The organism is Corynebacterium sp. HMSC036E10, assembly GCF_001836265.1.
GTDB classification, from domain to species: Bacteria; Actinomycetota; Actinomycetes; order Mycobacteriales; family Mycobacteriaceae; genus Corynebacterium; species Corynebacterium coyleae.
The window spans coordinates 40,413-64,274 of record NZ_KV827986.1 but is presented as its reverse complement, the minus strand read 5'-3'; the positions used below and the strand labels follow the sequence as shown (position 1 = coordinate 64,274).

Genomic DNA, 23,862 nt, shown 5'->3' with positions numbered 1-23,862 from the left:
CGTGGAAGTGCTCGTCGATAAGCGGCGGCAGCTCCTTGGTCAGATACGTCATCCACTTGTAACTGCCGTGCTTGTCGTGCGTTCCAGCCCAGTCGGCCTGCTGCGAGCCGATAGAGCCGCGCGGAGTGACCACATTGATGTGCTTGTCTGCGAAGAACTCAGAAGCGCGACCATCTTTCCACCACGGGGTCACCATTCCACCACCTGCGCCGCCCAGAAGGTAGAACGTCGGGCGCGGATCGGTGTTCTCAGGACCGCCTTCCGGCAAGATGAGTTCGTTTTCAATCTCCCGGCGCATCGATGGCGAGTAGACAGTGAGCACCCACACGTTGTCCTGCAAGTGCTCCAGTTTGCGGAACTGCGCAGGCGGCGCGTCCGAATCCGGGAACGTTTGGTCCACCACCGTGCTCGAGCCAAGTGACTGTGCCGCCCGGGAGCTGCCCTCGAACACAAAGCGTCCGAACAGCAGGTGGCCGAAAATACCGCTCATCATCGCGCCGATCAGGATGATCGGTATTGCTAGCGGCGGAGTATCCGGCCCAATCTGACGGAAGCCGTTGATCAGCGATGATCCCGTCCATCCAGGTGCTTCTTGCTTTTCGACGAGCCCAAGGCTCTCACGTGATTCCACCGCCGGTGCTGGCGTGGCGACGAGCAAGCTCACTGACGTAGTGGCTGCACACAGGGCCACACCGCGACGAATCATTGGTTTCACACGCCAAACTGTAGCCCAACAGCTGTCACGAACTCGACCCTGACGATTCTGACGAGCCTGACGAGCCGCGCTGCCCCAAAGGTTGTGGCGCTTCGCTTGGCAGCGGCGACTTTGTCACCGGTGTTTCGCGCTCAAACGGCTCCACATTCAACGCCGGACCGATAACGCGCCAGCTCTCACGCATGGACTTTTCAAAAAGCCCCCAACTATGTGTGCCCTCCACCTGTGGGTACCACTCCACATCCAAGCCTGCCCGCTTGGCTTTGTCGGCGAAATAGGCAGAGCACGCATAGGATGCCGCCTCAATGGTCACAGGCGGGCCAATGCGCTCCGATGATGTCTTCGACGCATCGATCGCGCCAGGTACCCCCTGGGCAGCGGCGATAAACAGCGCAGTGTCCCGCAATGCATCCAGGTTCAACACCGGCGAATGCGCCCGCCAGGCCGGGTCGCTCGACATGCCCCACATCTTCTTCGGATCAGCGCCATTCATCTTCAGCGCTTCACGCACGTAGGTGTCCCCCAGCATCCCGGTTGTGGCCGGGCACCCCGAGTAGGAGGCCGCGGCGGCAAAGCGCTCCGGCGCGATGGACGCGATGTTCAGCGCGGGCCCTCCGGACATGGAAATGACGGCGATGGCGTCGTGGCCGGTGCCGTGGAAGTGCTCGTCGATAAGCGGCGGCAGCTCTTTGGTCAGGTATGTCAGCCACTTGTTTCGCCCTGTTGCTTTATCTTCGCGATACCAGTCAGCCTGCATCGAGGACACCGACCCAATCGGTGTAACCACGTTGACCAACTTGTCCTGGAAAAACTCCTGGTAGTCCGAAGAATTACGCCACGACCATCCGTTCGCGGCACCGTCGGCCCCCATAAGAAGGTAAAAGGTCGGGCGCGGGGTGTCGTTGTCAGGACCGCCGGGAAGAATCACCTCGTTTTTCACTTCTTTGCCCATGGCGTGCGAATAGACGACGACCTCGTAGACGTCGTTTTCGATGTGCGTTAGGGACTTCAACTCGGCCGGACGCGCGTCCGGGTCTGGGAACGTATCGCTCAGCTGGTACGAACTGGACCCTCCGGATGAGCCGCCGACGCTGGAGCCTTCGTACATGGACGAGCCGAATACTCCCCCGCCGAGCGTCGTGAGAAACAGTGCCGGCACCGCAAGCAACGGAATCGTGGAAAACAAGCTAGACGCCGCTACTGGAACGCTGAGCGCGTCGATCACGCTTGAGCCAGTTTGACGCGCTCTGCCACTTAAAAACGACGGCAACAACCACAACATAGACACAAGGTACCTGCCGGGAAGACTCGAACGCGAAAACCTCCGACCTGGCGAACCAGATCGGAGGTTTTCTTCTTGTACCCCGTACGGGATTTGAACCCGTGTTACCGCCGTGAGAGGGCGACGTCCTAGGCCGCTAGACGAACGGGGCATTAGGACACAGAACGCAATTGCTCTGCAGCTGGCCTACCAGGACTCGAACCTAGAATGACGGTACCAGAAACCGTAGTGTTGCCAATTACACCATAGGCCATTGTTTTTCAGTCCTGACCTGCGCTTTCCGTTTCCGTTCCGCGCTGTCTGCCTGAACAACATGGAGTACTATAACCATGAATCGCTATGTGTACCAAATCCGCAGGCCACCGCATAGAAACGCGGTGGCCTAAACGTACGAAAACAACAGCGTTGTAGTTCCTACTCCGTAGCGCTCCTACTCTGCAGCCTGGTACGGCGTAACGGCGCGGGCAGCTTTGAGACGCTTCAGCGTGGACTCACGGCCAAGCAGGTCCATGGACTCGAACAGCGGCGGGGACACCGCGGCACCAGTGGTGCCCACGCGCAGGGCGCCGAATGCGACACGCGGCTTGAGCTCGAGGTCCTCGATCAGCGCCTTGTTCAGCGCTGCTTCGATGTTCTCGGTGGTCCACTCCCCCTCACCGATCGCCTCAAGCGCTGCAATACCGGCATCCAAAGGCTCGACGGCGGTGTCTTTGAGGTTCTTCTTTGCACTCTTCTCGTCCAGCACCAAGTCATCGTCCGCGATGACAAGGAACTTCAGCAGGTCGTACGCATCGGAGAGCACCTTGATACGGGTCTGCACGAGATCCGCCGCAATGGTGAACTTGTCTTCCGGGTAATCCGCTGGGAAGTCGGTGTACTCGGTGAAGTACTCGCGCAGGCGGTTTCGGAAGTCTTCCGGCTCAAGCAGGCGAATGTGGTCGGCGTTGATTGCTTCAAGCTTCTTCTGGTCGAAGCGGGCCGGGTTACCCAGCACGTCCGAGACGTCGAAGGCCTTGACAAACTCGTCGACAGAGAAGATGTCCTGATCCGCAGAAAGCGACCAGCCCAGCAGCGCGAGGTAGTTGATCATGCCCTCCGGGATGATGCCGTTGTCGCGGTGGTTAAACAGGTTGGATTCCGGGTCACGCTTGGAAAGCTTCTTGTTGCCCTGGCCCATCACGAACGGCAGGTGGCCGAACTCGGGGGTGAAATCCGTAATACCGATACGCTTCAGCGCCTCGTAAAGCGCGAGCTGACGTGGCGTGGAGGACAGCAGGTCCTCACCGCGCAGGACGTGGGTAATACCCATGAGCGCGTCGTCAACAGGATTGACCAGCGTGTACAGCGGCGCACCGTTAGAGCGGGCGACAACGTAGTCTGGCTGGGTTTCGGACTTGAAGGTGACCTCACCGCGCACAAGGTCGTTCCAGGTCCAATCCTGGTCCGGCATGCGAAGGCGCCAGACCGGCTTGCGGCCTTCGGCCTCAAAAGCATCGATCTGTTCCTGAGTGAGGTCACGGTCAAAGTTGTCGTAGCCCAGCTGCGGGTCGCGGCCTGCGGCCTTGTGACGCTCCTGGACCTCTTCGTTGGTGGAGTACGCCGGGTAGACCTCGCCGGCCTCGATGAGCTTGTTCAGCACATCGGCGTAGATGTCAGAGCGCTGCGACTGACGGTACGGCTCGTGCGGGCCACCGACGTTGATACCTTCATCCCAGCCAAGGCCGAGCCACTCGAGCGACTCAATAATCGCCTGGTAGCTCTCCTCGGAGTCACGGGCGGCATCCGTGTCCTCGATACGGAACACGAACTTGCCTCCGGAGTGCTTGGCTTGCGCCCAGTTGAACAGGGCGGTGCGGACCATGCCCACGTGTGGGGTTCCGGTCGGCGACGGGCAAAAGCGAACGCGCATATTGGGGTTTTCAGTCATGGGGCAATCGTAGCGCGCCATATGCATTGCGCTTGTCGACGCCCAACCACCCCCGGCGCTCACCGCCCAGGATCCAGCAACATATCGCGTTACTTCGGGTTGCGCATGAGGAAGCGCCACATTTCGTCTGCTGCAGACGGCGAGTACCACCAGAAGTGGTTCGAGCCATGCACCTTGATCACTTCCACGCCCTTGCGGCAGTTTCGCGACGACACCCGAGTCGCATTGTTGCCTGCCGGGCGCGAATCGACTCCCCCGAAGCACCCGTTGCGGCGCTCGTAGGATTTAAACAGCTCCGGCACCGGCAGCACTTGCTGGCCTCGTCGAGTAGTGCCGTGGTACGGGGTGAGTGTGTCGTTGGTGCCGTGAATGGCCATGAACGCGACCGGCAGGTTCTGGCAGCCACGGTTCACCGGGGCGTAGTACGCGCCGGACACGCCAGCAACGCCAGCAAACAAGTCCGCCATGTGGCAGGCGGAGACTGCGGCCATGCCGCCACCGGTGGACATGCCGGTGGCGTAGATCCGGCGTCGATCGATGTTGTAGTAGCGCTGGACGTCGTTGATCATTGCGCGGACAAAGGCGATGTCTTGGCCTGGACGTGTCGCTGCGGTTGCGGATCCCTCCCACGATGCTCCGATCGCGCGCGGGTAAACGATGATCGCGTCGCGGCCGACAGATGATTCACGCAGGCGTGAATAGTTACGAAAATTCTCCGTGGAATCCTGATATGCGGAGTACCCCACCATCACCGGGGTGGGACGTGCAGGGTTGTACCCTCGCGGCACCCAGACGAGGTAGCTTCGTCCCGCTACACGGACCTCGCCGTTGGCCCCGTTCGCCACCGGCGCCGGCGCTTGGGGCGCCCACGCACCGGGGAGATTCGGCGCGGGAATTTGCGGGGCGGGAACCGGGTTGATCGGCAACGATGAGCCTTGCGGCAGGGAGTCGTTGGCCATCTGGACAAACTTGTTCCACTCAGCATTTGCCTGGTTGACCGCGTTTGTAACTGCCTGATTCGCTTGCGAAGACAGGTCCTGCGCCTGTGCGGGAGCAGGGGTCACAGCCCCAGTGGCGATCATGAGCGTTGCCACGCTTCCTGCCAGCGCTCTACGGATCCTTCCGACCCGTTTCGCACCAACTGCCACATTGTTACCAATTTTCACACAGGCAACAATAAACCTGGGGTATATCCGAAGCAACTGATCCGACCGCACCTTTTTGCACGCCGCCGGTTAGAGTGTTTGCCCATGTCCGTCAACCCGCTTGCCGGCCCTCCATCCGGCCGCCCCGACACTGCGCCCGATTTTCTCCTTTCGCGCGCAGAAGGATCGGTCCGCACTCAAGGCGCCACCCGCACGTTTAGCGACGCCTGGGAAGCGAACAACGCGCTAGAGCGCGGCGAGGTGGAAATGGTTGTAGGTGCGCTCCCCTTTGACCAGGACTGCCCAGCGGCGCTCACTGTGCCAGAGCACATCATTCGGGAGCCAGGCCCGCTAGAGCCGCACCCGTATTACCGGATTGGCGCAGGTTCTCGCCTTCACGCAACGCTTATCGACGTCGACCCTTCCCCCGAGGAACATCTTCGACGCGTTGAGGCCGCAGTGGGTACTATCCGCAACTCCCTGTTGGACAAGGTTGTGCTTGCCCGTGCGGTGGACATCGCCTTCGACCCACCGGTTGATCCACGCCTCGTCGCGGCCAGGTTGATCGATCTGTCCTACACGCACGACGGTTTCATCGCGGACCTCACCCCATCTGGCCGCACGGGACATTTCCTAGTCGGCTCCTCACCCGAAGTCCTGGTGCGCCGCCGTGGCAACAAGGTGACCTCCTATCCCCTTGCAGGTTCGGCAGCACGTGTACCGCACGATCCGGCGGCGGACCGTGCCGCAGCGGAGGCACTGGCGTCGTCGCAAAAGGATTTCGACGAACACCGCTTCGTTGTCGAGCACATCCGCGAGGTCCTCGAGCCACTTTGCTCTGACCTGCAGATTTCAGAGCGCCCAATCCTAGAAAAGACCAGCGAGATGTGGCACCTTGCCACACCGATTAGCGGCACGTTGAAGGAACCGGCACCAACAGCGCTGGATCTGGCAATGCGTCTCTACCCCACCCCTGCTGTGTGCGGCACCCCACCCGCCGCCGCAGAAGCCCTGATTACCACCGCCGAATCGGATCGCGGTTTCTACGCCGGCGCGGTCGGATATACCGATGCCGCAGGTGATGGCGAATACATGGTTGCCATCCGTTGTGCGGAGGTCAACGGCGACGGCACACACGCCCGCGCCTGGGCCGGTGGCGGGCTCACCGCAGACTCCGACCCACAGGCCGAACTCGACGAGACTTCAGCCAAACTGCGCACGATCATGCGCGCGCTGGGCCTGTAAACACGGCCCAAAAGCGAGCCTGCGTTCTAGGCGCGCTCGACGGGGTTGCCCAGTTTGCCGATACCTGGGATCTCAACCTCGATGTAGTCGCCCGGAACCATCTCTGCGGTACCCGCCGGCGAACCGGTTGCAATGACATCGCCCGGCAGCAGAGTAAAGGACTGGGAGACCCACTCCACCATCTCTCCAACCGACTTGATCATCTGGTTCGAGTTGGAGTCCTGCTTGGTCTCCGTTTTACCGTCGTGGGTGTGGTGCGCCTTGATCGGCAGGTTGGCAAAGTCGAACTTATCCAGGTCCGTCTCAATCCAAGGACCGAGCGGACCGAAGGTGTCCATGCCCTTGGCGCGCGCCCACTGACCGTCCGCGAACTGGAGGTCACGCGAGGAGACATCGTTGATGATGGTCACGCCACGGATCACAGACTTCCAGTCCTCAGCCTTGACGTTTTTGCATGGAACGCCAACGACGAGCGCCAGCTCGCCCTCAAACTCGACGCCTGTGGCGAACTCCGGGATCTTAATAGCGGCACCAGGGCCAATCACGGCGGTCGACGGCTTGATAAAGATTGTCGGCGGCAGGTGCTCGGCGGATTGCTTGAACACCTCAGCTACGTGGTCCGCGTAGTTGCGTCCCACAGCGACGATCTTCGACGGTAGCGTCGGTGCAAGCAACCTCACCTGGTCAAGGTCGTATTCTTTGCCGGTGTACTCCGGCGCACTAAACGGCGTGCCCTTGATCGCCTTTGCGGTCGTTCCCGCATCGTCGATAACGGCGAACGTCATTCCTTCAGGTGTTGCAATTCGTCCAAAACGCATGTGATCGAGCATACAACCCCACTGTCATTGTGGCGCATTTGGGATTCACTGACGTCTACTGCGCGCTCAGCGCCAGGTACAACTCCGCGCACGCGATCGCGTCGGTAAGCGCGTTGTGGTTCGCGTAGTCGGGCAAATTGTAGCGCTGTCGCACGCGCGCAAGCCTGAGGTCCTCGCCGCGCGGATACGTACCCATGCGCTCCATGTGTCGCCGCTCCATCGCGAAGGTATCCACTACCTCGCTCTCGCGCAGGCCCCATCGCTTGCCCTTGACATCTTTTTGCAGCTTTGCGACGAAACCTAGCTCCATCTGCGCAAAATGGGCCAACAACTTGCGTCCTTCAAGGGCACGATCAAACGCGTCGAGTACTTCGGCAGCGACGACGCCTTTGTTCGCAATATCATCGTCAGTCACCCCGTGAAGCGTCACAGTATCGCCAACTTGGGCACCTGCGAGAACGAAGTACTGTGCCTGTGATAGATCGATCACACGGCCGTCGACGGGAACCCAACCGATGGAGACCATCTCATGCTTCTCCGGCTTGAGTCCGGTGGTTTCGACGTCGACGGCCAGCAGGGCATCGTCGATAAGCGCACGCGCTTTCGGTCGAAAGAACATCTCACACCGCCCGCGTCGGGTACTTCGATGCCAGCGCGTTCTGCAGCGACTTGATCACACCGAACGCATCGCGCAACGCGGCCCGATCCAGGGATTGCAACTGCTTCGGATCAATGCGGTAATTCGGCTCCTCCCCGGCGCGCACCTGCTGCGACTGGTGTTTCATGACAAGGTCCGAAAGGTACTCGTAAGCGTCTGCCAGATCCGACGCTCCCTTCGTCGATACCGCCTCGCCGGCAGAGGCACGCAGGCGTGTAGGCGTATCCACCGCACTGACACCGGCCACGATGGAGTACAACCGAGCCATCTGCACCACAGCGGCAGTACCACCGCGTTTGATGTCTAGCGTGTTCGCATACTCGCCGTCGCGCTCAAGCACGAAGCCACGGAAAAAGCCCACTGGAGGCTCTCGGAACGTAGCCAGAGCTGCCAAGTGTGTATGTAGACGGCGCGACCCGCGCGCCGACGACAACGCCGCCTCATGCACCTCATCAGCCAGCGAGCGCCACCCCTCGCCTGAGCCGAAGATCGCGCGGAAATCGAAAAATACCTGCGCGTGCAGCAACGCGTTCGGATCAGGTGCAGTGACCCAAGTGTGGAACATGCGCGACCACTGCGACTGCGTCATGCGCCACTTTGGGTTCGACGCCATCATCTCCCCCGGGCATAACGCCTGACCTGCATGCGCGAGACCCTCGCAGACAAACTGTGTCAGCGCGGTGAAGTACTCCCCATGTGTTTCTTCGTCGTAACTGTCCGCGAGGACCAACGCGTTGTCTTGGTCGGAGGCTGGCCCCATCTCCGCGCGAGCCTGACTGCCTACCGCGACAAAGGCGTACGGCACCGGTGCTGGCCCCAGCTGCTCCTCCGCTAGCTCTCCCAGGCGGCGAGCGATGGAATCCGCAATCGATGTCAGCAGGCGCTGTGTCTCAGCAGCGGACGCGCCTCGCTCAAAGAACCGCACAGCCACGTTTGCCGCCGCGTCATAGGCTCCCTCAAGTTCCTCATACGTACTCTGCTGCACATCTGCTGCCAAGTAGATCGGGTCTGCTTGCAGCAGGCGCATGATGTCGAATGAGGTCAGCACACCGCACACACCTCCGGCGCCTTCAACCGGCAGGTGGTGGATCCCCAACTCGCTCATCGCGAGCATCGCCTCAAACACCAACGCTGTTTCCGGGATGGTGCGCACTGGTGAGGACATCACATCTGCAATAGGCCGCGACGGGTCCATTTGCGCTGCGACAACGCGAGAACGCATGTCCTTGTCTGTGAGGATACCGATCTGCTCACCTCCGACGACGACGAGGCAACTCGCATCGTGCTCGTTCATCACACCGGCAGCGTGCGCGATTGATGCAGTTGCGTCACAGGTGACGGCAGGGCGGCCGTCGACAATATGCGCAATGGGCGTACGCAGCACACTCGCCGTCCCCCCATCACGCACCTCCTCCGCTGCTACTTTGAGACGACGAGACGCCGACTCAAAGAACCTGTGCAGCTCAGGATGCGCATCAAGCAGGCCTGTGAACTCCTCGCGCGGCAGCATGAGCAACACGCTGTCTTCCACCGCTTCCATCACATACTGCGATTCCCGCGGACCTACCAGCGTGGAGTAGCCGAAGTTCAGGCCTGTATCGCGACGGTCCAGCAGCAAGTTGTCATCGCTGACGATGTCAACCGCACCCGAGCGAATGATGTACAGCGTGTCGTTGGGCTGGCCGAGATCCACAACGACTTCACCGCGGCGCACATAGGTGATCCCCATCTGGGCGGGCAGGGCCCGGACCTTCTCTTCAGGGAGGCTTGAAAACGGCTCGTGCTGGGCCAGGAAGCCGTAGACCTCGTCCAATTCCACGCTCATGCCCGAAGCCTAGCGTGAGCACGACCCCCACACGGCGAATTCTTGGAAAACTACTGGTAGCTCACAAACCACGGGCGAGGATTCACGTCGGCATAGGTCTGCTCCGGAGTAAACATAGGAGAGTCCTCGTCGATAAAGTTCTTCCACGCCATGAAGTAGTTCGGGTCCAACCCCTGACGCAGGATGTTCCACGTGTCGAACTTCTGCTCCGGCAGCCCATGACCGTCCGCGTGAAGGACCCATGCAAGTTCCGGCTGCTCGGTGACAATGTTTTCGCGGTCCGGGTACATCCCGACCTGGAACTGGTGCAGAATCAATGCCTTCTGCGGCAGGTTGTTGTCGCGGACAAGCGCCGCAAGCCAGTCGGCGACCTCATTAATTTCGGCTGCGGTTGCGCTACCGATACGCGAAAGCGGCTGCTCACCAGGGTTTAGCTTCCATTCCGCATCAAGTGCCAAACCAACGTTCGGTCGCTTGAGCAGCTCCTCGTAGATCTTGGCCTGCTCCAGGAAGTTGCCCTGGCCCGGCTGCAGGTCGATTACGGCGTAGCCACCTGCGTCCACGATGGCATCCACATACGGGGCGATATCTTCCATCGGCGTCTCGTTGGAGTAGTTACCGTCGTCGCCCGGGAACTCCGATGCCACCGATGCAATGACCTCGAAGGCAGGAATGATCGGCTGATCCTCCAGCGGCTCGTACCAGGAGGCGTATTGCTTCGCCAGTTCAACTGCTGCGGCAGGGTCCTGCTCCCCCATCACTCCGAGCTCTGGGCCGTACGGATGGCCGTAGAGCGCAATCATGCGCCGGCCTGGGAACACCAGTCCGCCGCCACCAGGCAGTTCACCATTGGCGGCAAGTGCTGCACGCGCACGGAAGTTCTCGTTCGAGCCCCACTGGCGGCCAAGCGCGAGCACGTCCTGTTCCATAACATCGCGCATGCTTTGCGACGACGCCCGCGGGTCCGCAGCCGCCAACACCTGCACATCCGCACCTGCTGCGCGAGCTGTGGCCACCGACGCACGCGAGGAAACCGCTGTGGCAAACACTGGCGGCATCTGCAAGTCACGCGGGTTCTTTGCCTCGAGTGCCGCAATCGCCGCCACATCTTCTTCGGCACGCTCGGCTACGACCGGTTCAGTCGCTGCTACCGCGTCGTCATCGCCCGGAACCTCAATTACCCGGGACGCGCCAAGGCGTTCAACCTCAGCATCAATCGCGGCGTCGGTGCCATCGAGGCGCACCAGAAGCGGCGCACCTAGTTCCACTGCAATCGCGGCAGCCCGAAGCTGCTGATCGCGATCCTTCGCGGAGACCACCACCGTGTCCGACGACTCGAAGAAGCGCTGCGAGACTTCCACACCCGTGCCGTCGGCGTCCTGAACCACCTCGTCACCATCGGTGGCAAGGGCGTTCTTGGCGCCAGCATCGGACTGAGAGCCCCCACCGAGTCCTCCGTCGCCTGCGCCGCAGCCAGTCAGGGCAAGCGCAGAAGCACAGAAAATGGCAAGGGACGCACGTGTGATCTTCCGGGAAGAAACCATGCGCTCGACCCTACGCGACGGCGTCGACGATGCGCTCACCTACCTCGGTGGTACGCACCGGCGTGTCTCCACGTTGGGTCACGTCGCGCTCGACTGCTTCTTCGATGCGGGCGGCGTTGGTGTCGTCGCCAAGGAAGCGCAGCATCATCGCCACAGACAGAATCATTGCCGTGGGATCAGCAATCCCCTGGCCCGCGATATCCGGTGCAGAGCCGTGCACCGGTTCGAACATGGATGGGAACTCACGAGCAGCATTGATGTTGCCGGAGCACGCCAGCCCCACACCGCCCGCAACCGCACCTGCCAGGTCAGTCAGGATGTCGCCGAAAAGGTTGTCGGTGACAATCACGTCGTAGCGCGACGGGTCCTGCACCATGTAAATCGTTGCAGCATCGATGTGGTTGTAGTCCACCTCGACCTCCGGGAACTCCTGCGACAACTCGTCGACCACGCGCTGCCACAAGCCACCTGCGTTGACCAGCACGTTGGTCTTGTGCACGAGCGTGACCTTCTTGCGGCGCGTCATTGCCAACTCAAACGCGTACCGAGCAACACGCTCAGCGCCGAAATACGTGTTCTGAGAAACCTCGGAAGCAACTTCGTGCGGGGTGCCCTGACGCAAGGTACCGCCGTTACCAGCATAGAGCCCCTCGGTACCTTCACGGACCACAACAAAGTCGATCTCACCAGGGTTTGCGAGCGGGCTCGTCGACGATGGGTAGAGCTTCGACGGCCGCAGATTAACGTAATGGTCCAACTTGAAACGCAGCGGCAGCAGCAGGCCGCGCTCGAGCACACCCGCAGGCACGCGCGCCGGGTCGCCGATCGCGCCGAGCAGAATCGCATCGTGTTCGGCGAGGCTTTCCAAGTCCTCGTCCGTCAGCAGCTCGCCGTTGCGCAGGTAGCGGCGCGCTCCGAGGTCATATTCGGTGGTCTCGACGTCATCGCGCACAGCATTGAGGACCTTGAGCCCCTCCGCCATAACTTCTTGGCCGATACCGTCGCCAGCAATCACCGCGATTTTCATATTCTGGGACACCTTTCTCACTGTGTAGATTCTGGCGCCCACATTAGCACTCCTTAGCGCTTGGGTTTAACGATTCCGCTCCGACTGACGGATACGAAACGCCAACTCCTCACTCGAGCCGAATTGCGCCCCCAGCGCAATAAGCGACTTATCAGAAAGCCCCGCCATGGCGAACAACGTCGCCTCCGCTTTCCGCGGATCCGGCAGCGGCACGATCTCCACCGCGGCACCGTAACTCCTCGCATTCGCAATCGCGGGTATCGACGACTGCCACGTGGCCACCACCTTCGGCGACATATGCGCATCCCGGCGCGATTGGACGGGAAACGGTTGCGCTTGGGCGCCGGGTTTAGCCACGGGATCTGCCCAGGTAGCACGTAGCCAAGTGGGATCGTTACCGTTGAGTTCGGCGACTGCGCGGGCACTGTCAGCAGGGTCATCGATAGTGCGTTCAACGAAGCGCAGCGAAGTCATCTCGCCGAGCGCGCGCATCCCGCCGGGGTCGCGTCGGATACGTACTGCACCAGATGCGGGAGCCATAGCGACATCACCGATAGTTAAGACGGTCACCGTGTGCATGTCGGCGATCATGGAGACGTATTCGGCGTGGCGTGCTCCGTCGTAGACCATCATCGGGGCATGTGCGGTCACTGCGATGGAGGCTGCGCGAAGTTGCGCCTCCGGGGTGTCGTCGGAAAGCACGAGTGTTTCGGAGCGCGGGAAGAACAACTTCGCGGTTTCCATGCCAAGTGGGTCGTCGAGCACCACCGGGTGAGGCTCAAACGTTTTGGAGACATGCCCTGCGACGTTGACGCTACGGGCGCGATCGTAAGGGCCAAGTTGGACATCCGGAGTGCATGCGGCGAGCAGTACGCCCGCCGATAGCACGGCAAGCGATGCGTACCCGGAATGCTTCACCGGTCCTCCTTCGTGTCTCTCCCCTGTGCTGTTCCTATTCTGCGTCGTCGCACAATCCTTCGTCGCTGAGAACGTTGCGGTCCATCGCGTATTCAATCATGCCGATGAACCGTTCACGACGATCAGCGATAAATCGCTCCCAGTTAGATGTCAGCAGTGCTTCTGGGTCGACTTCGTGGCTTTCGAGCAGGGCGTCAAAGTCATCGTCGTCAAGCAGCGACTTGGACTGCAGCCTGGGCAGGTAGCGTTTCGGCTCGTTTTGCTCAATGACGACCTCGGTACGACGGCCCATCGGCGTGCGGTTGAGCACGCTGTCGGCCAGCTGCTCGTCGACACCGAATTCGCGCAGGTACTCCCACGGGAAGATCTGGCCGAAGCGAGGTTTCAGTTCGGCCACTGTGGATTTGTCGAAGTGCTCTCCAGTGCGCCAGTCACGCGCGCCGCGTGCCATCAGTAACGAATACAGCCCACGGTAGATCCCACTGTCCGCGGTTGCGGTATAGAGACGGGATTCGTGGAAACGTGCATCGGCGACCGTACGTGGCTCGGCGTCGGTCTCTCCGCAGACCCACGGGATGACTTCAGAGACGTCTACGCCGATGCGGATTGTCGGCGCGTGCGCGGCATAAAGCTCACCGAACACGCCGCACCAGAACCAACGGTTGAGCCTGTCACCGACTTCCTTCTTTCCTGCAAGTTCGGGACGTTCGGCCAGGCGCGCAAGCATAACCGCGAGCGGGATGAGTTGCGCAGGGTAAGGGACTTGATCCGCAGCGACGATACGTCGCTCCTGCAGGAACTGGGCGACCGCAACGAACCCGCGGGCCATCTCATCGGCATGTGCACGGTAATCCTCGATCGTGATGTTGAGGATGTCACCACGGTGGCCCAAAGCAGGCCCCTGCCGACTGGTCAGCAACAGTGACAGTGCACGCAGGAATTCCACACGGCCGATGCCCTTGAGCACGTCATAGCAATCAAACTGGGCTGCGAGTTCTTCCCAGTGGCTAGCCAAGTCGAACGTCGGGTCTTGGGTTGCATATGTCGCGGTAAGGAGCTCGAACACATCCATCTGCACACCTGCCGAGTTAGCAAACGCAAAGATCTGCCCCACTCCCTCTTGTGCAGTATCGCGGTCCAGGCGGATCATTGGAATGTCGTACGCAGGCAGCTCACGCATCACCGCATTGATAAATCGCTTCACGGCAGTACGCACCTCGTCGTGTTGTGCATGTGCCGCCATATCGACGAGGAGATCGTTGCCCTCTTTCCAGAGCAACATCGAAACCGGCATCACAGCGTGCTCGATCATGTCATCGCGATTTCGGATGCCACCTGGAATGTCCGGCCCAAAGTGGGATCGGACATTCCCTTCCCCATCGACAGCAAACACGGCTTCCACCGGCATCGGCGTGTGTGCCACCGCCGCTCGTACGTCCACCATGAACTTCCGGGAAATCGGTCGCCCAAGATAGTCCACCGTGCTCACCTCCCCATCACCCTTAAATGCGTGAAAGAGCGACGTGAGGCGCTGTTGGCCGTCGAGAAGCAACAGGCCCGGTTCCACTCCAGCAACATTCACCCCCTCAAGCGGGCGTGGTTTAAAACGCTGCTCCGCGTTGCGAGTATCGAGCGCGAGGAAAGAACCGACCGGGTAGCCACGCAGCACGGAGGTGACCAACGTGCGCACCCGATCCACGTCCCACAGGTATGAGCGCTGAAAATCAGGCAGCTGCAGCTCGCCGCGCTCAGCGCGGGAAAATAGATCCTTGAGCGAATAGCTCGGCGTAGTAAAGCCCATATGCCTTAGCGTAGGACAGAATCAGCACACCGTCTCGTGCTCGATGTGCTCTGGCAGCTCAATTTGCACTGTCGCATGCTCCACACCCAGCCGGTGCAACTCCGCCTGAACCCGATCCAGCAACTGATCGCGGTCTTCTCCTTCCGCCGCCACAATGTGAACCGTTGCAATCACCGACACCCCGTCAAGCGTCCACAAGTGCAGGTCATGCAAATCCCTCACCCCAGGCAGTGCACGTAACTCAGCCTCGACTTCCTCGGCGTCAAACCCTTCGGGCACACGCTCCAGCATCACACCCACCGACTCCGCCATGAGTTTCCACGCACGAGGAACAATCAGGCCCGCGATCAGCAACGACGCAATGGGGTCAGCCGCAGTAAAGCCGGTCAACGCGACAATTGCGCCGGCCCCCAGCACGGCGATAGACCCGAACATATCCACCAACACGTGGAGGTATGCACCGCGTACGTTGATCGACTCCTTTTGCTGGGAGTACAAAATCCACGCCGACAACGCGTTCGCCGCAAGGCCGATCGCGGCGATGATCATCATCGGACCCGTATCAATCGGGGCTGGATCCCGCAGCCTGCGCAAGGCCTCGATTGCAATCCAGACGGAGACTGCCAGCACTGTCGCGGCATTAATCATCGCCGCGAGCACCTCGACACGGCGGTAGCCGTAGGTCGCGTATGACGTGGCTGCACGCTTACCGACGAGCACCGCCGCCATCGCAATGATCAGCCCGGTCGCGTCCGACAACATGTGCATCGCATCCGCAAGCAGCGCGACCGATCCCGAAATCACACCTCCGACCAACTCCGCAACAAAGACCGTTGCGGTAACGGCAAGTGCAGCGCCGATCGCCTTCGTCGGCGCGTCAACACGTGCGCCATGAGCATGATCATGATGAGCGTGATCTGAATGGTTGTGCATAACGACAACCATAGAACACCAACACGTTAATGACAATTTATTGAAAATCGCTGCCGGGATGCTTTCCGCAGCGCTCACGAGGAGAAACGAATCCTTCGCGCCTCCCCGGGGCGAAATCCTGCCGAGCCAAATCGTCATACTTTGTTACAGTGGGCGACCGTTCGCATATCCGAGCACGTCACGGGCGGTTCACCATGAATCCGCCCCGAGCGGCGCGGATAAGTAATAACGAAAGGAATTAGCAAATGACTACCCCGAACCCGAATCAAAACCCGAACGACCCGACCGAGGATGTTCGCGTCGAGCGCACTACCCCTGAGGCTTCGACCACCGCACCGGCGCGTCCGGCTGCTGGCTCCACTGCAGTGACTGACGACGATAACGGTGGCGGCGGATGGTGGAAGTGGCTCCTGGGCATTCTGGCAGCACTCCTGCTTTTGGCCTTGCTGTGGAACCTGTTTACCGGCGACGACACCGAGGGCGACGCCACCGTAGACACCTCCACCACGACTGCAGCCACCGAGGTTGTTAACGAGACCACCACGGTCGAAGACGGCACCGTTACCGAAACCGCACCGGCCGAGGACGCCGCTGGGGACGCCAACACTGACGCCAACGAGGCCGACGCTACCGCGACCGAGACGACAAACGTCGTCGAGGAGGTCATCGACTCCATCGCACCGGAAGGCGCCCAGGAGGAGGCTCCGGCTGACGCACCGGCCACCAACTAATTATTCGGCGCGATCCGACTACCCCGCACCCACTCTCCGGGCGCGGGGTTTGCTCTGCCGTGCGGGCTTGTGCGGGAGAAGCACGACAAAGCCCTCGAATCACATTGATCCGAGGGCTACGTTTACCTGCCGAATTAGCGGGCAGTGTCGGTAAGCGGGTTCTTCACCCAGCTCATCATGTCGCGAAGCTCTGCACCGGTCTTCTCAATCGGGTGCTGTGCAACCTTGTCGCGCAGACCCTCGAGCTCCTTGTTGCCACCCTCAACGTTGGCGACGAGGCGCTTGGTAAAGGTGCCGTCCTGGATATCCTTCAGGATGTCGCGCATACGATCCTTCGCCGAGGCGTCGATGACACGCGGACCAGAGAGGTAACCGCCAAACTCTGCCGTGTCAGACACGGAGTAGTTCATGTTGGCAATGCCGCCTTCGTAGATCAGGTCGACGATCAGCTTCATCTCGTGGAGGCACTCGAAATACGCCATCTCCGGCTCGTAGCCAGCCTCGACCAAGACGTCGAAGCCGGTCATGATCAGGTCCTCGAGGCCACCACAGAGCACTGCCTGCTCACCGAACAGGTCGGTGACAGTCTCGGCCTCGAAGGTGGTCGGGATAACGCCAGCGCGTGCGCCACCGATTGCGGCAGCGTAGGACAGCGCAAGCTCACGGCCGTTGCCCTGCGGATCCTGCTCCACGGCGATCAGGCAAGGCACACCCTTGCCGTCGGCGAAGGTGCGACGCACCAGGTGGCCCGGACCCTTCGGGGCAACCATGCCGACGGTGATGTTGTCTGCCGGCTTGATCAGGCCGAAATGGATGTTCAGACCATGCCCGAAGAACAGGGCGTCGCCGTCCTTCAGGTTCGGCTCGATGTCCTCTTCGAAGATCTTGGCCTGGGAGGTATCCGGGGCGAGCAGCATGATCACGTCAGCCCATGCAGCTGCCTCAGCATTCGTCTTCACATCAAAGCCGGCCTCGCGGGCCTTTTCTGCGGACTTGGAGCCGTCGCGAAGGCCAACAACCACCTCGACGCCGGACTCGCGCAGGTTCTGAGCGTGCGCGTGACCCTGGGAGCCGTAGCCGATGATTGCAACCTTCTTGCCCTGGATCAGGGACAGGTCTGCGTCTTGGTCGTAAAGCACTTCAATAGCCATAGTTCTCGCTTCTTTCTTCATTCTGTGAGACGGGCGTTTCACATTATGACACAGCCGCCTCAGTTTGTGGGTGTTTTTAGTCCAATGGAGCCAAAGTTTTAGCGCCACGCGTCAGCGCTACCGTGCCTGATCGGGCAAGCTCGCGGATACCGAACGTATCCATGACGTCCAAAAACGCCTTCAACTTCGGTGACTCACCGGTGGCCTCAATAACAACAGAGTCCACCGCAACATCGATCACGCGCGCTCGGAACAGGTTGGCAGCGTCCACCACCTGCGGACGTGTTTGATTGTCCGCGTTGACCTTGACCAGCAGCAGCTGGCGGCCGACCGTGGTGTCGTCGTCAAGCTGCTGCACCTTAAGCACCTGGATCAGCTTGTAGAGCTGTTTGACGATCTGCTCGACAGAACGCTCCGTTGCATCGACCACCACCGTCAACCGGTTCACGCCCTCTTTCGACGTCTTCGCCGAAACGAGCGAGACCAGGTTGTACCCGCGACGGGTAAACAGGGCGGTAACACGGGTGATAATTCCGTCAACGTCCTCAACCAGCACTGAAAGCGTGTGGCGAGTGATTGCATCTGGTTGTGTCATTGTTAGTTCCCTTCCTGCTCCGCCGCAGCGGTCTCGATGGCCTCGCTGATTGCCTGCGGCGACTCCGCAGCCGACTCCTCATCATCGAAGAACGGGCGCATTCCGCGCGCATACTCAATGTCACTATTCGACGAGCCCGCAGAGATCATCGGCCACACCTGCGCGTCCTCGCCCACGATGAACTCAATGACCACCGGGCGATCGTTGATCTCACGCGCACGTTGGATCGTCGGCAGCACGTCTTCTTCCTTCGACACCCGGAACGCAACCGCGCCGAGCGCCTCCGACAACTGCACAAAGTCCGGAACGTAGGTTTCCCCACCCAACTTCGTGTGAGAGTAATTGCCGTCGTAGAACAGCGTCTGCCACTGACGCACCATGCCCAGGTTGCCGTTATTAATCAGTGCAACCTTGATCGGAAAGCCTTCGAGCGCAGCGGTGGTGATCTCCTGGTTGGTCATCTGGAAACAACCATCGCCGTCGATCGCCCACACCTCTGCATCCGGGTGCGCTGCCTTCGCACCGAGCGCAGCCGGAATGGAAAAGCCCATCGTGCCAGCACCACCAGAGTTGATCCAGTGGCGCGGCGTTTCAAAGTCCACAAACTGCGCAGACCACATCTGGTGCTGGCCCACACCAGAGCAGTAAATTGCGGCCGGCCCGGCGGCCTTGGACAGCGTCTCGATCACAAACTGCGGAGCGAGCGTGCCGTCCTCGTTCTTGTCATAACCGCGCGGGAAACGACGCTTCAGATCCTGCAGACGCTCAATCCACGGCTCAATCGACGGCGCCTTGGTCTTTCCGGATTCCTCAAAGTAATCGGTCAGTTCCGACAGCACACGCTTGGCATCGCCAACGATTGGGACGTCCACCGCGCGGATCTTGCCCACCTCTGCAGGGTCGATGTCAGCGTGAATGACCTTGGCGTGCGGCGCAAACGTATCGGTATCGCCGGTCACGCGGTCGTCGAAACGCGTGCCAACAGCAATGAGCAAGTCGGATTCCTGGAAGGACCCCACCGCCGGCACCGAACCGTGCATACCCGGCATCCCCAGGTACAGCGGGTGCGACTGCGGGAACGCTCCGAGCGCCATCAAAGTCGTAGCCACAGGAATCCCGGTCGCCTCAACAAACTCGAGCAGCTGCTTGTTCGCATTCGCCTTCACAACACCGCCACCGATGTAAAGCACCGGACGCTTTGCCTCGGCAATCATCTTCGCTGCCTGGGCAATCTGACGGTTGTGCGGCTTCGTGTTCGGCTTGTAGCCAGCCAACTCGATCTTCGGCGGCCACTTAAACTCAATCTCCGCGTTCTGCACATCCTTCGGGATGTCCACGAGCACCGGGCCCGGACGGCCAGTCGAGGCAATATGGAACGCCGCCGCAAGCGCGAACGGGATCTGCTCCGGGTCGGTCACCATGAAGTTGTGCTTTGTAATCGGCATCGTGATGCCGCGGATGTCCGCCTCCTGGAACGCATCGGTACCCAAAAGCGACGAGCCAACCTGGCCCGTGATCGCCACCATCGGCACCGAGTCCAGGTAAGCGTCCGCGATCGGTGTTACCAAGTTCGTCGCACCGGGACCAGACGTAGCAATACAAACGCCGACCCTTCCCGAGGCCACCGCGTATCCCTCTGCTGCATGGCCCGCCCCTTGCTCGTGGCGCACCAACACGTGGCGTAGTTTCGTCGCCCGATACAGGGCGTCGTAAAGAGGAAGCACCGCGCCACCCGGAAGGCCGAACACAATTTCCGTGCCAAGCTCCTCCAGGCTGCGAACGACCGCGTCCGCGCCTTTCATCCGCTCCGGTCCATTGCTCTCCGTCGACGGGGATGGTTGTGAACCTGCCACCGTTGCACTCCTTGCGTTCGAATTACCTAAAAATAAAAGCCCCCGACGAGCGGTGTGCTCTCGAGGGCGCTTGTGTCTGCGGCGTGTAAAACGAACCCGCTACGGCAAGCGCCGCGTGGGTACAATAATTACAAGTCGCTGATTGATCACGTACATGACAATAGTGAGCCAGCCCACCCCTCGCGTATTTTTATTCACAGAAATCACGCGTATCGACGACACCCCGTCGCATCCCGTTACTTCCCTCGGCATCAACGTGACTAGCATGCCGGAGTATGACAGCCACGCAGGGAACGCCCCCGACCACCCAAAAAGTGTTCAAACCAACCCGTGAGCACATCCTCGCCATCGCGCTCGCAACCGGCATCGCACTCATGGGCATCATGTGGGCGCCGAAATATCTCATTTGGCTCCTTCTTATCCCCATTGTGTGGCTCGCATGGGTACTCTGCTCCTCCACCACAGTGGATAACAAAGGAATTAAAACCCGTTACCTCGTTCGCAAAAATGCCTTTCTTCCTTGGGAAGACCTGGCCGGCATCGCTTTCAAGGGAACTTCCGCACGCGTCGCTGCAAAAAACGGCACCGAGTATCCCCTGCCTGGCGTAACGTTCAACTCATTGCCCGCGCTCGCCGAGGCATCCGGAGGACGAATTACAGACGTCATCGCATCCGCCGAGCAAGCAGCAGACGGCAAGTACGAAATCATTGATAAAGACGGCGACCGCATCCTGCTTACTCGCGAGGAATACGATGCCTACCTCGCAGAACACCCCGATCTGCCGGGACCTCGCCCGGCCGCGAACGAACCTAAGGAGTAAACCGTGATCCCCCTTCGCTCACGCGTCACCACCGTTGGCCGCCAAGCAGCCGGAGCCCGTGCCCTGTGGCGCGCTACAGGCACCGGCGAGCACGAGTTTGGCAAACCCATCGTTGCCATCGTGAACTCCTACACGCAGTTCGTGCCTGGCCACGTTCACCTGAAACATGTTGGTGACATCGTGGCCGACGCTGTCCGCGCCGCAGGCGGCGTACCCAAGGAGTTCAACACCATCGCGGTCGACGACGGCATCGCCATGGGCCACTCCGGCATGCTGTACTCGTTGCCCTCGCGCGAGATCATCACCGACTCGGTGGAGTACATGGTCAACGCCCACACCGTGGATGCCATGGTGTGTATCTCCAACTGCGACAAGATCACCCCAGGCATGCTCAACGCCGCAATGCGTCTGAACATCCCCGCCGTCTTCGTCTCCGGTGGCCCGATGGAGGCCGGCAAGGCGTTTTCTGTCGGCGGTGTGACTAAGCCGAAGTCCGATCTCATCGACGCCATCGCGCTTTCCGCTAACAACGACGTCAGCGACGACGAGCTCGACAGTATCGCCAACAACGCCTGCCCCACCTGTGGTTCCTGCTCCGGCATGTTCACCGCTAATTCCATGAACTGCCTCACCGAAGCACTTGGCTTGTCACTGCCGGGCAACGGCACCACCCTGGCAACCCACACCGCACGCCGCGAACTCTTCGAGCGCGCTGGCCAGACCATCATGGACCTTTGCGAGCGCTACTACGGCCAGGGCGACGAATCCGTCCTGCCCCGCAACGTGGCCAACGTCCATGCATTCCGCAACGCCATGGCGCTCGACATGGCAATGGGTGGTTCCACCAACACCATCCTGCACATCCTGGCCGCAGCACAGGAAGGCGAGATCGACTTCGACCTGGCAGATATCGACGATCTGTCACACAAGATCCCCTGCCTGTCCAAGGTTGCCCCGAACGGTGAGGCACACGTGGAAGATGTCCACCGCGCAGGCGGCATCCCGGCCATCCTGGGTGAGCTCAACCGCGCTGGATTGCTGCATGATGATGTGCATTCGATCACGTACTCGTCGCTAAGCCAATGGCTCGCAGACTGGGACATCCGCGGCGGCAGCGCTACCGAGGAAGCGCTCGAGCTCTTCCACGCCGCACCGGGCGGTGAGCGCACCACGAAGGCATTCTCACAAAGCGCGCGCTGGGAAAGCCTGGATACGGATGCGAAAAATGGCGTCATCCACGACGTCGAGCACCCGTTTACCTCCGACGGCGGCCTTGTCGTCTTGCGCGGCAACCTAGCCCCGGACGGCGCCATCCTGAAAACCGCAGGCGTCGAAGAAGGCTTATGGGAGTTCACCGGTCCAGCACGCGTCGTCGATTCGCAAGAGCAAGCTGTGTCCATGATCCTCAACCACGAGGTGCTCGAAGGCGAGGTTGTGGTCATCCGCTACGAGGGCCCAGCAGGTGGACCGGGCATGCAGGAAATGCTCCACCCGACGTCATTCCTCAAAGGCGCTGGCCTGGGCAAGAAGTGCGCACTGATCACGGACGGCCGCTTCTCCGGAGGCACCTCCGGTCTGTCCATTGGCCACATCTCCCCCGAAGCTGCCGCAGGCGGCCTGATCGGCCTGATCCAAAACGGCGACACAATTGCCATTTCAGTGTCCAACCGCGAACTGAAGCTGGATGTGCCGGAAGCAGAGTTGGAAAAGCGCCGTGAAGCTATGGAAGCCTCCGACAACCCCTGGACACCGAACCGTGTCCGCGAGGTTTCGAAGGCTTTGCGTGCATACGCCAAGATGGCAACCAGCGCCGACAAGGGCGCCGTCCGCCAAGTGGACTAAACGCAGCGTGCGTGTGGTTTAGGCAAACGGGTTAATCCCGGTGCCGAACCACCACGCCGCACCTGCTGCGGCAAGACCCACAATGGCGCAGATCCAGGACGATGCCAGCGGGCGCTTCGCCCAGCCACGCGAAGCATCGATGCCGTAGCGGCCCGGGCCGGTGAACTGTACAGCGAGCGATGCCGCGAGCAGCATGACCGGAACCCACGTCTCCGGCGTCCATGCGAAGACGTTAAAGCCATCCGTCTGACCGTTGAATGCGTGCAGCGCCAAAAAGCCGGTGACGGCGATCGCCACAGCTGCCGCAATCGGTCCGAGCAGACCAAGGACCAAGAACACGCCGGCCGTGAGTTCGAGGGTGGGAACAACAACAGCCAGGCCGTTGCCGTACGGGTAGTTGGCGAATGCATTTTCTAGGCCGGCGATACCGTCGTTGCCGCCGAGTCGGAAGAACACTGCGACGGAATCAATAATCAGGTACGCGCCGAGGAACAGACGCAGCAGCAGCAAGCCGAAATCAGTCGTGCCACGGCGGGCGTCTTCCTCCTCTACTGCAACCGGTGCCGGATCCACCGCAACCGGCTCGACCGGCTCCTCCGCATAGGTTGCGGGGGCTGCCGGTGCGATGGTTTCAGATTCACGGATGAACGCGGATGTCACCGGTGCCGGGTCGGATGAGTATGCAGACGCCGAGGGGACCGCAGTAGAGCCTGCGGACGGCGCAGAGGCTTGTGCTGCCTTATCGGCACTCAGGCGCACCTCGTCGCCCGTCTGGGAAGTCTGCGGAAAAATCTCCGTCGCAGCATCCCCCTTGTATTCGGGCACGTCAGCGACGTTTTCCAGGTTGTTCAGATCGTCGGGTGTGAGATCGCGTGGATTTTTAGCCATGGCCTACAACTTAGGCGAAAACTTCGCTGTGATTTGTCAACTCGCCGGGGTGCGCTGCACCGATGTCAACAAACCTAGTTAGCCAAGCCCGTGTAATGGTGTTACCCTGCTACGCGCTCTAAATCTTTTACGCAAATTTATAT

General features: G+C 60.7%; 20 protein-coding genes and 2 tRNA genes. 4 read left to right on the top strand and 18 right to left on the bottom strand.

Annotated elements, in window-relative coordinates:
- The 6 genes from HMPREF2736_RS08095 to HMPREF2736_RS08070 form a co-directional block, all read right to left on the bottom strand.
- The coding region (locus HMPREF2736_RS08095) for an alpha/beta hydrolase-fold protein (RefSeq protein WP_246822127.1) at window positions 1-706 on the bottom strand (706 nt) is incomplete at its 3' end.
- Between the two features lie 34 nt (window positions 707-740).
- The gene (locus tag HMPREF2736_RS08090; RefSeq protein WP_246822123.1) at window positions 741-1,901 is read right to left on the bottom strand and encodes an alpha/beta hydrolase; all 1,161 of its coding nucleotides are present in this window, start codon (window positions 1,899-1,901) and stop codon (window positions 741-743) included.
- Window positions 1,902-2,075: 174 nt separating this feature from the next.
- A tRNA-Glu gene (locus tag HMPREF2736_RS08085) sits at window positions 2,076-2,148 on the bottom strand.
- 30 nt (window positions 2,149-2,178) lie between these two features.
- Window positions 2,179-2,250, bottom strand: a tRNA-Gln gene (locus HMPREF2736_RS08080).
- 177 nt (window positions 2,251-2,427) lie between these two features.
- A complete protein-coding gene (gene gltX, locus HMPREF2736_RS08075; protein WP_070484224.1) occupies window positions 2,428-3,924 on the bottom strand; it encodes a glutamate--tRNA ligase in 1,497 nt (498 codons plus the stop codon).
- Window positions 3,925-4,013: 89 nt separating this feature from the next.
- Entirely contained in the window at window positions 4,014-5,006 is a 993-nt protein-coding gene (locus HMPREF2736_RS08070; protein WP_083323030.1) for a CE1 family esterase, read from the bottom strand.
- Window positions 5,007-5,174: 168 nt separating this feature from the next.
- On the opposite strand from HMPREF2736_RS08070, the gene HMPREF2736_RS08065 reads away from it, so the two are divergent.
- A complete protein-coding gene (locus HMPREF2736_RS08065; RefSeq protein ID WP_070484227.1) occupies window positions 5,175-6,314 on the top strand; it encodes an isochorismate synthase in 1,140 nt (379 codons plus the stop codon).
- A 26-nt stretch (window positions 6,315-6,340) separates the two neighbouring features.
- Here the strand turns inward: HMPREF2736_RS08065 and HMPREF2736_RS08060 are convergent, their stop codons facing one another.
- From HMPREF2736_RS08060 to HMPREF2736_RS08025, 8 genes are all read right to left on the bottom strand, one after another.
- Window positions 6,341-7,132, bottom strand: coding sequence for a fumarylacetoacetate hydrolase family protein (locus tag HMPREF2736_RS08060; RefSeq protein WP_083279509.1), 792 nt, complete (start codon window positions 7,130-7,132; stop codon window positions 6,341-6,343).
- 55 nt (window positions 7,133-7,187) lie between these two features.
- A complete protein-coding gene (locus HMPREF2736_RS08055) occupies window positions 7,188-7,751 on the bottom strand; it encodes an exonuclease domain-containing protein (RefSeq protein WP_070829358.1) in 564 nt (187 codons plus the stop codon).
- A gap of 1 nt (window position 7,752) precedes the next feature.
- Window positions 7,753-9,615 (bottom strand): DUF294 nucleotidyltransferase-like domain-containing protein, encoded by a 1,863-nt coding sequence (locus HMPREF2736_RS08050; protein WP_070829357.1) that lies wholly within the window; start codon window positions 9,613-9,615, stop codon window positions 7,753-7,755.
- Window positions 9,616-9,665: 50 nt separating this feature from the next.
- The gene (locus HMPREF2736_RS08045; protein WP_070829356.1) at window positions 9,666-11,159 is read right to left on the bottom strand and encodes a cell wall-binding repeat 2 family protein; all 1,494 of its coding nucleotides are present in this window, start codon (window positions 11,157-11,159) and stop codon (window positions 9,666-9,668) included.
- Window positions 11,160-11,169: 10 nt separating this feature from the next.
- Window positions 11,170-12,186 carry a 3-isopropylmalate dehydrogenase gene (locus HMPREF2736_RS08040; RefSeq protein ID WP_070484238.1) on the bottom strand — a complete coding sequence of 339 codons (1,017 nt, stop codon included), beginning with the start codon at window positions 12,184-12,186 and terminating at the stop codon, window positions 11,170-11,172.
- 66 nt (window positions 12,187-12,252) lie between these two features.
- Window positions 12,253-13,104 carry a hypothetical protein gene (locus HMPREF2736_RS08035; RefSeq protein ID WP_070829355.1) on the bottom strand — a complete coding sequence of 284 codons (852 nt, stop codon included), beginning with the start codon at window positions 13,102-13,104 and terminating at the stop codon, window positions 12,253-12,255.
- 34 nt (window positions 13,105-13,138) lie between these two features.
- Window positions 13,139-14,905: a DUF262 domain-containing protein gene (locus HMPREF2736_RS08030; RefSeq protein WP_070484244.1), complete on the bottom strand. Its 1,767-nt coding sequence runs from the start codon at window positions 14,903-14,905 to the stop codon at window positions 13,139-13,141.
- A gap of 21 nt (window positions 14,906-14,926) precedes the next feature.
- Window positions 14,927-15,838 carry a cation diffusion facilitator family transporter gene (locus HMPREF2736_RS08025; protein WP_070829372.1) on the bottom strand — a complete coding sequence of 304 codons (912 nt, stop codon included), beginning with the start codon at window positions 15,836-15,838 and terminating at the stop codon, window positions 14,927-14,929.
- Between the two features lie 245 nt (window positions 15,839-16,083).
- On the opposite strand from HMPREF2736_RS08025, the gene HMPREF2736_RS12235 reads away from it, so the two are divergent.
- Complete coding sequence (locus HMPREF2736_RS12235; RefSeq protein WP_070484248.1) at window positions 16,084-16,569, top strand: hypothetical protein; 486 nt, start codon at window positions 16,084-16,086, stop codon at window positions 16,567-16,569.
- Window positions 16,570-16,703: 134 nt separating this feature from the next.
- On the opposite strand, the gene ilvC is transcribed toward HMPREF2736_RS12235, so the two are convergent.
- Genes ilvC through HMPREF2736_RS08005 form a run of 3 tightly spaced genes read right to left on the bottom strand, consistent with a single transcriptional unit; the run spans window position 16,704 to window position 20,117 of the window.
- On the bottom strand, window positions 16,704-17,741 hold the full coding sequence (ilvC, locus tag HMPREF2736_RS08015; protein ID WP_083279502.1) for a ketol-acid reductoisomerase: 1,038 nt from the start codon (window positions 17,739-17,741) through the stop codon (window positions 16,704-16,706).
- A gap of 55 nt (window positions 17,742-17,796) precedes the next feature.
- On the bottom strand, window positions 17,797-18,315 hold the full coding sequence (ilvN, locus tag HMPREF2736_RS08010; RefSeq protein ID WP_070422976.1) for an acetolactate synthase small subunit: 519 nt from the start codon (window positions 18,313-18,315) through the stop codon (window positions 17,797-17,799).
- Window positions 18,316-18,317: 2 nt separating this feature from the next.
- Window positions 18,318-20,117, bottom strand: coding sequence for an acetolactate synthase large subunit (locus tag HMPREF2736_RS08005; RefSeq protein ID WP_070829354.1), 1,800 nt, complete (start codon window positions 20,115-20,117; stop codon window positions 18,318-18,320).
- A 326-nt stretch (window positions 20,118-20,443) separates the two neighbouring features.
- On the opposite strand from HMPREF2736_RS08005, the gene HMPREF2736_RS08000 reads away from it, so the two are divergent.
- On the top strand, window positions 20,444-20,989 hold the full coding sequence (locus HMPREF2736_RS08000; RefSeq protein WP_070829353.1) for a PH domain-containing protein: 546 nt from the start codon (window positions 20,444-20,446) through the stop codon (window positions 20,987-20,989).
- Between the two features lie 3 nt (window positions 20,990-20,992).
- The gene (ilvD, locus tag HMPREF2736_RS07995; protein WP_070829352.1) at window positions 20,993-22,831 is read left to right on the top strand and encodes a dihydroxy-acid dehydratase; all 1,839 of its coding nucleotides are present in this window, start codon (window positions 20,993-20,995) and stop codon (window positions 22,829-22,831) included.
- An 18-nt stretch (window positions 22,832-22,849) separates the two neighbouring features.
- Here the strand turns inward: ilvD and HMPREF2736_RS07990 are convergent, their stop codons facing one another.
- Complete coding sequence (locus tag HMPREF2736_RS07990) at window positions 22,850-23,719, bottom strand: DoxX family protein (protein WP_070829351.1); 870 nt, start codon at window positions 23,717-23,719, stop codon at window positions 22,850-22,852.
- Between the last annotated feature and the right edge of the window lie 143 nt (window positions 23,720-23,862).

Excerpts from the sequence above, each read along its gene's own strand:
- HMPREF2736_RS08070 (WP_083323030.1), bottom strand. The coding sequence starts at position 5,006 with ATGATCGCCACTGGGGCTGTGACCCCTGCTCCCGCACAGGCGCAGGAC.
- HMPREF2736_RS08000 (WP_070829353.1), top strand. The coding sequence starts at position 20,444 with ATGACAGCCACGCAGGGAACGCCCCCGACCACCCAAAAAGTGTTCAAA.
- HMPREF2736_RS08045 (WP_070829356.1), bottom strand. The coding sequence starts at position 11,159 with ATGGTTTCTTCCCGGAAGATCACACGTGCGTCCCTTGCCATTTTCTGT.
- HMPREF2736_RS08065 (WP_070484227.1), top strand. The coding sequence starts at position 5,175 with ATGTCCGTCAACCCGCTTGCCGGCCCTCCATCCGGCCGCCCCGACACT.
- ilvC (WP_083279502.1), bottom strand. The coding sequence starts at position 17,741 with ATGAAGAAAGAAGCGAGAACTATGGCTATTGAAGTGCTTTACGACCAA.
- HMPREF2736_RS07990 (WP_070829351.1), bottom strand. The coding sequence starts at position 23,719 with ATGGCTAAAAATCCACGCGATCTCACACCCGACGATCTGAACAACCTG.
- HMPREF2736_RS08025 (WP_070829372.1), bottom strand. The coding sequence starts at position 15,838 with ATGCACAACCATTCAGATCACGCTCATCATGATCATGCTCATGGCGCA.
- HMPREF2736_RS08050 (WP_070829357.1), bottom strand. The coding sequence starts at position 9,615 with ATGAGCGTGGAATTGGACGAGGTCTACGGCTTCCTGGCCCAGCACGAG.
- HMPREF2736_RS08040 (WP_070484238.1), bottom strand. The coding sequence starts at position 12,186 with ATGAAAATCGCGGTGATTGCTGGCGACGGTATCGGCCAAGAAGTTATG.
- HMPREF2736_RS08030 (WP_070484244.1), bottom strand. The coding sequence starts at position 14,905 with ATGGGCTTTACTACGCCGAGCTATTCGCTCAAGGATCTATTTTCCCGC.
- HMPREF2736_RS08055 (WP_070829358.1), bottom strand. The coding sequence starts at position 7,751 with ATGTTCTTTCGACCGAAAGCGCGTGCGCTTATCGACGATGCCCTGCTG.
- HMPREF2736_RS12235 (WP_070484248.1), top strand. The coding sequence starts at position 16,084 with ATGACTACCCCGAACCCGAATCAAAACCCGAACGACCCGACCGAGGAT.
- ilvN (WP_070422976.1), bottom strand. The coding sequence starts at position 18,315 with ATGACACAACCAGATGCAATCACTCGCCACACGCTTTCAGTGCTGGTT.
- HMPREF2736_RS08005 (WP_070829354.1), bottom strand. The coding sequence starts at position 20,117 with ATGAAAGGCGCGGACGCGGTCGTTCGCAGCCTGGAGGAGCTTGGCACG.
- HMPREF2736_RS08060 (WP_083279509.1), bottom strand. The coding sequence starts at position 7,132 with ATGCGTTTTGGACGAATTGCAACACCTGAAGGAATGACGTTCGCCGTT.
- gltX (WP_070484224.1), bottom strand. The coding sequence starts at position 3,924 with ATGACTGAAAACCCCAATATGCGCGTTCGCTTTTGCCCGTCGCCGACC.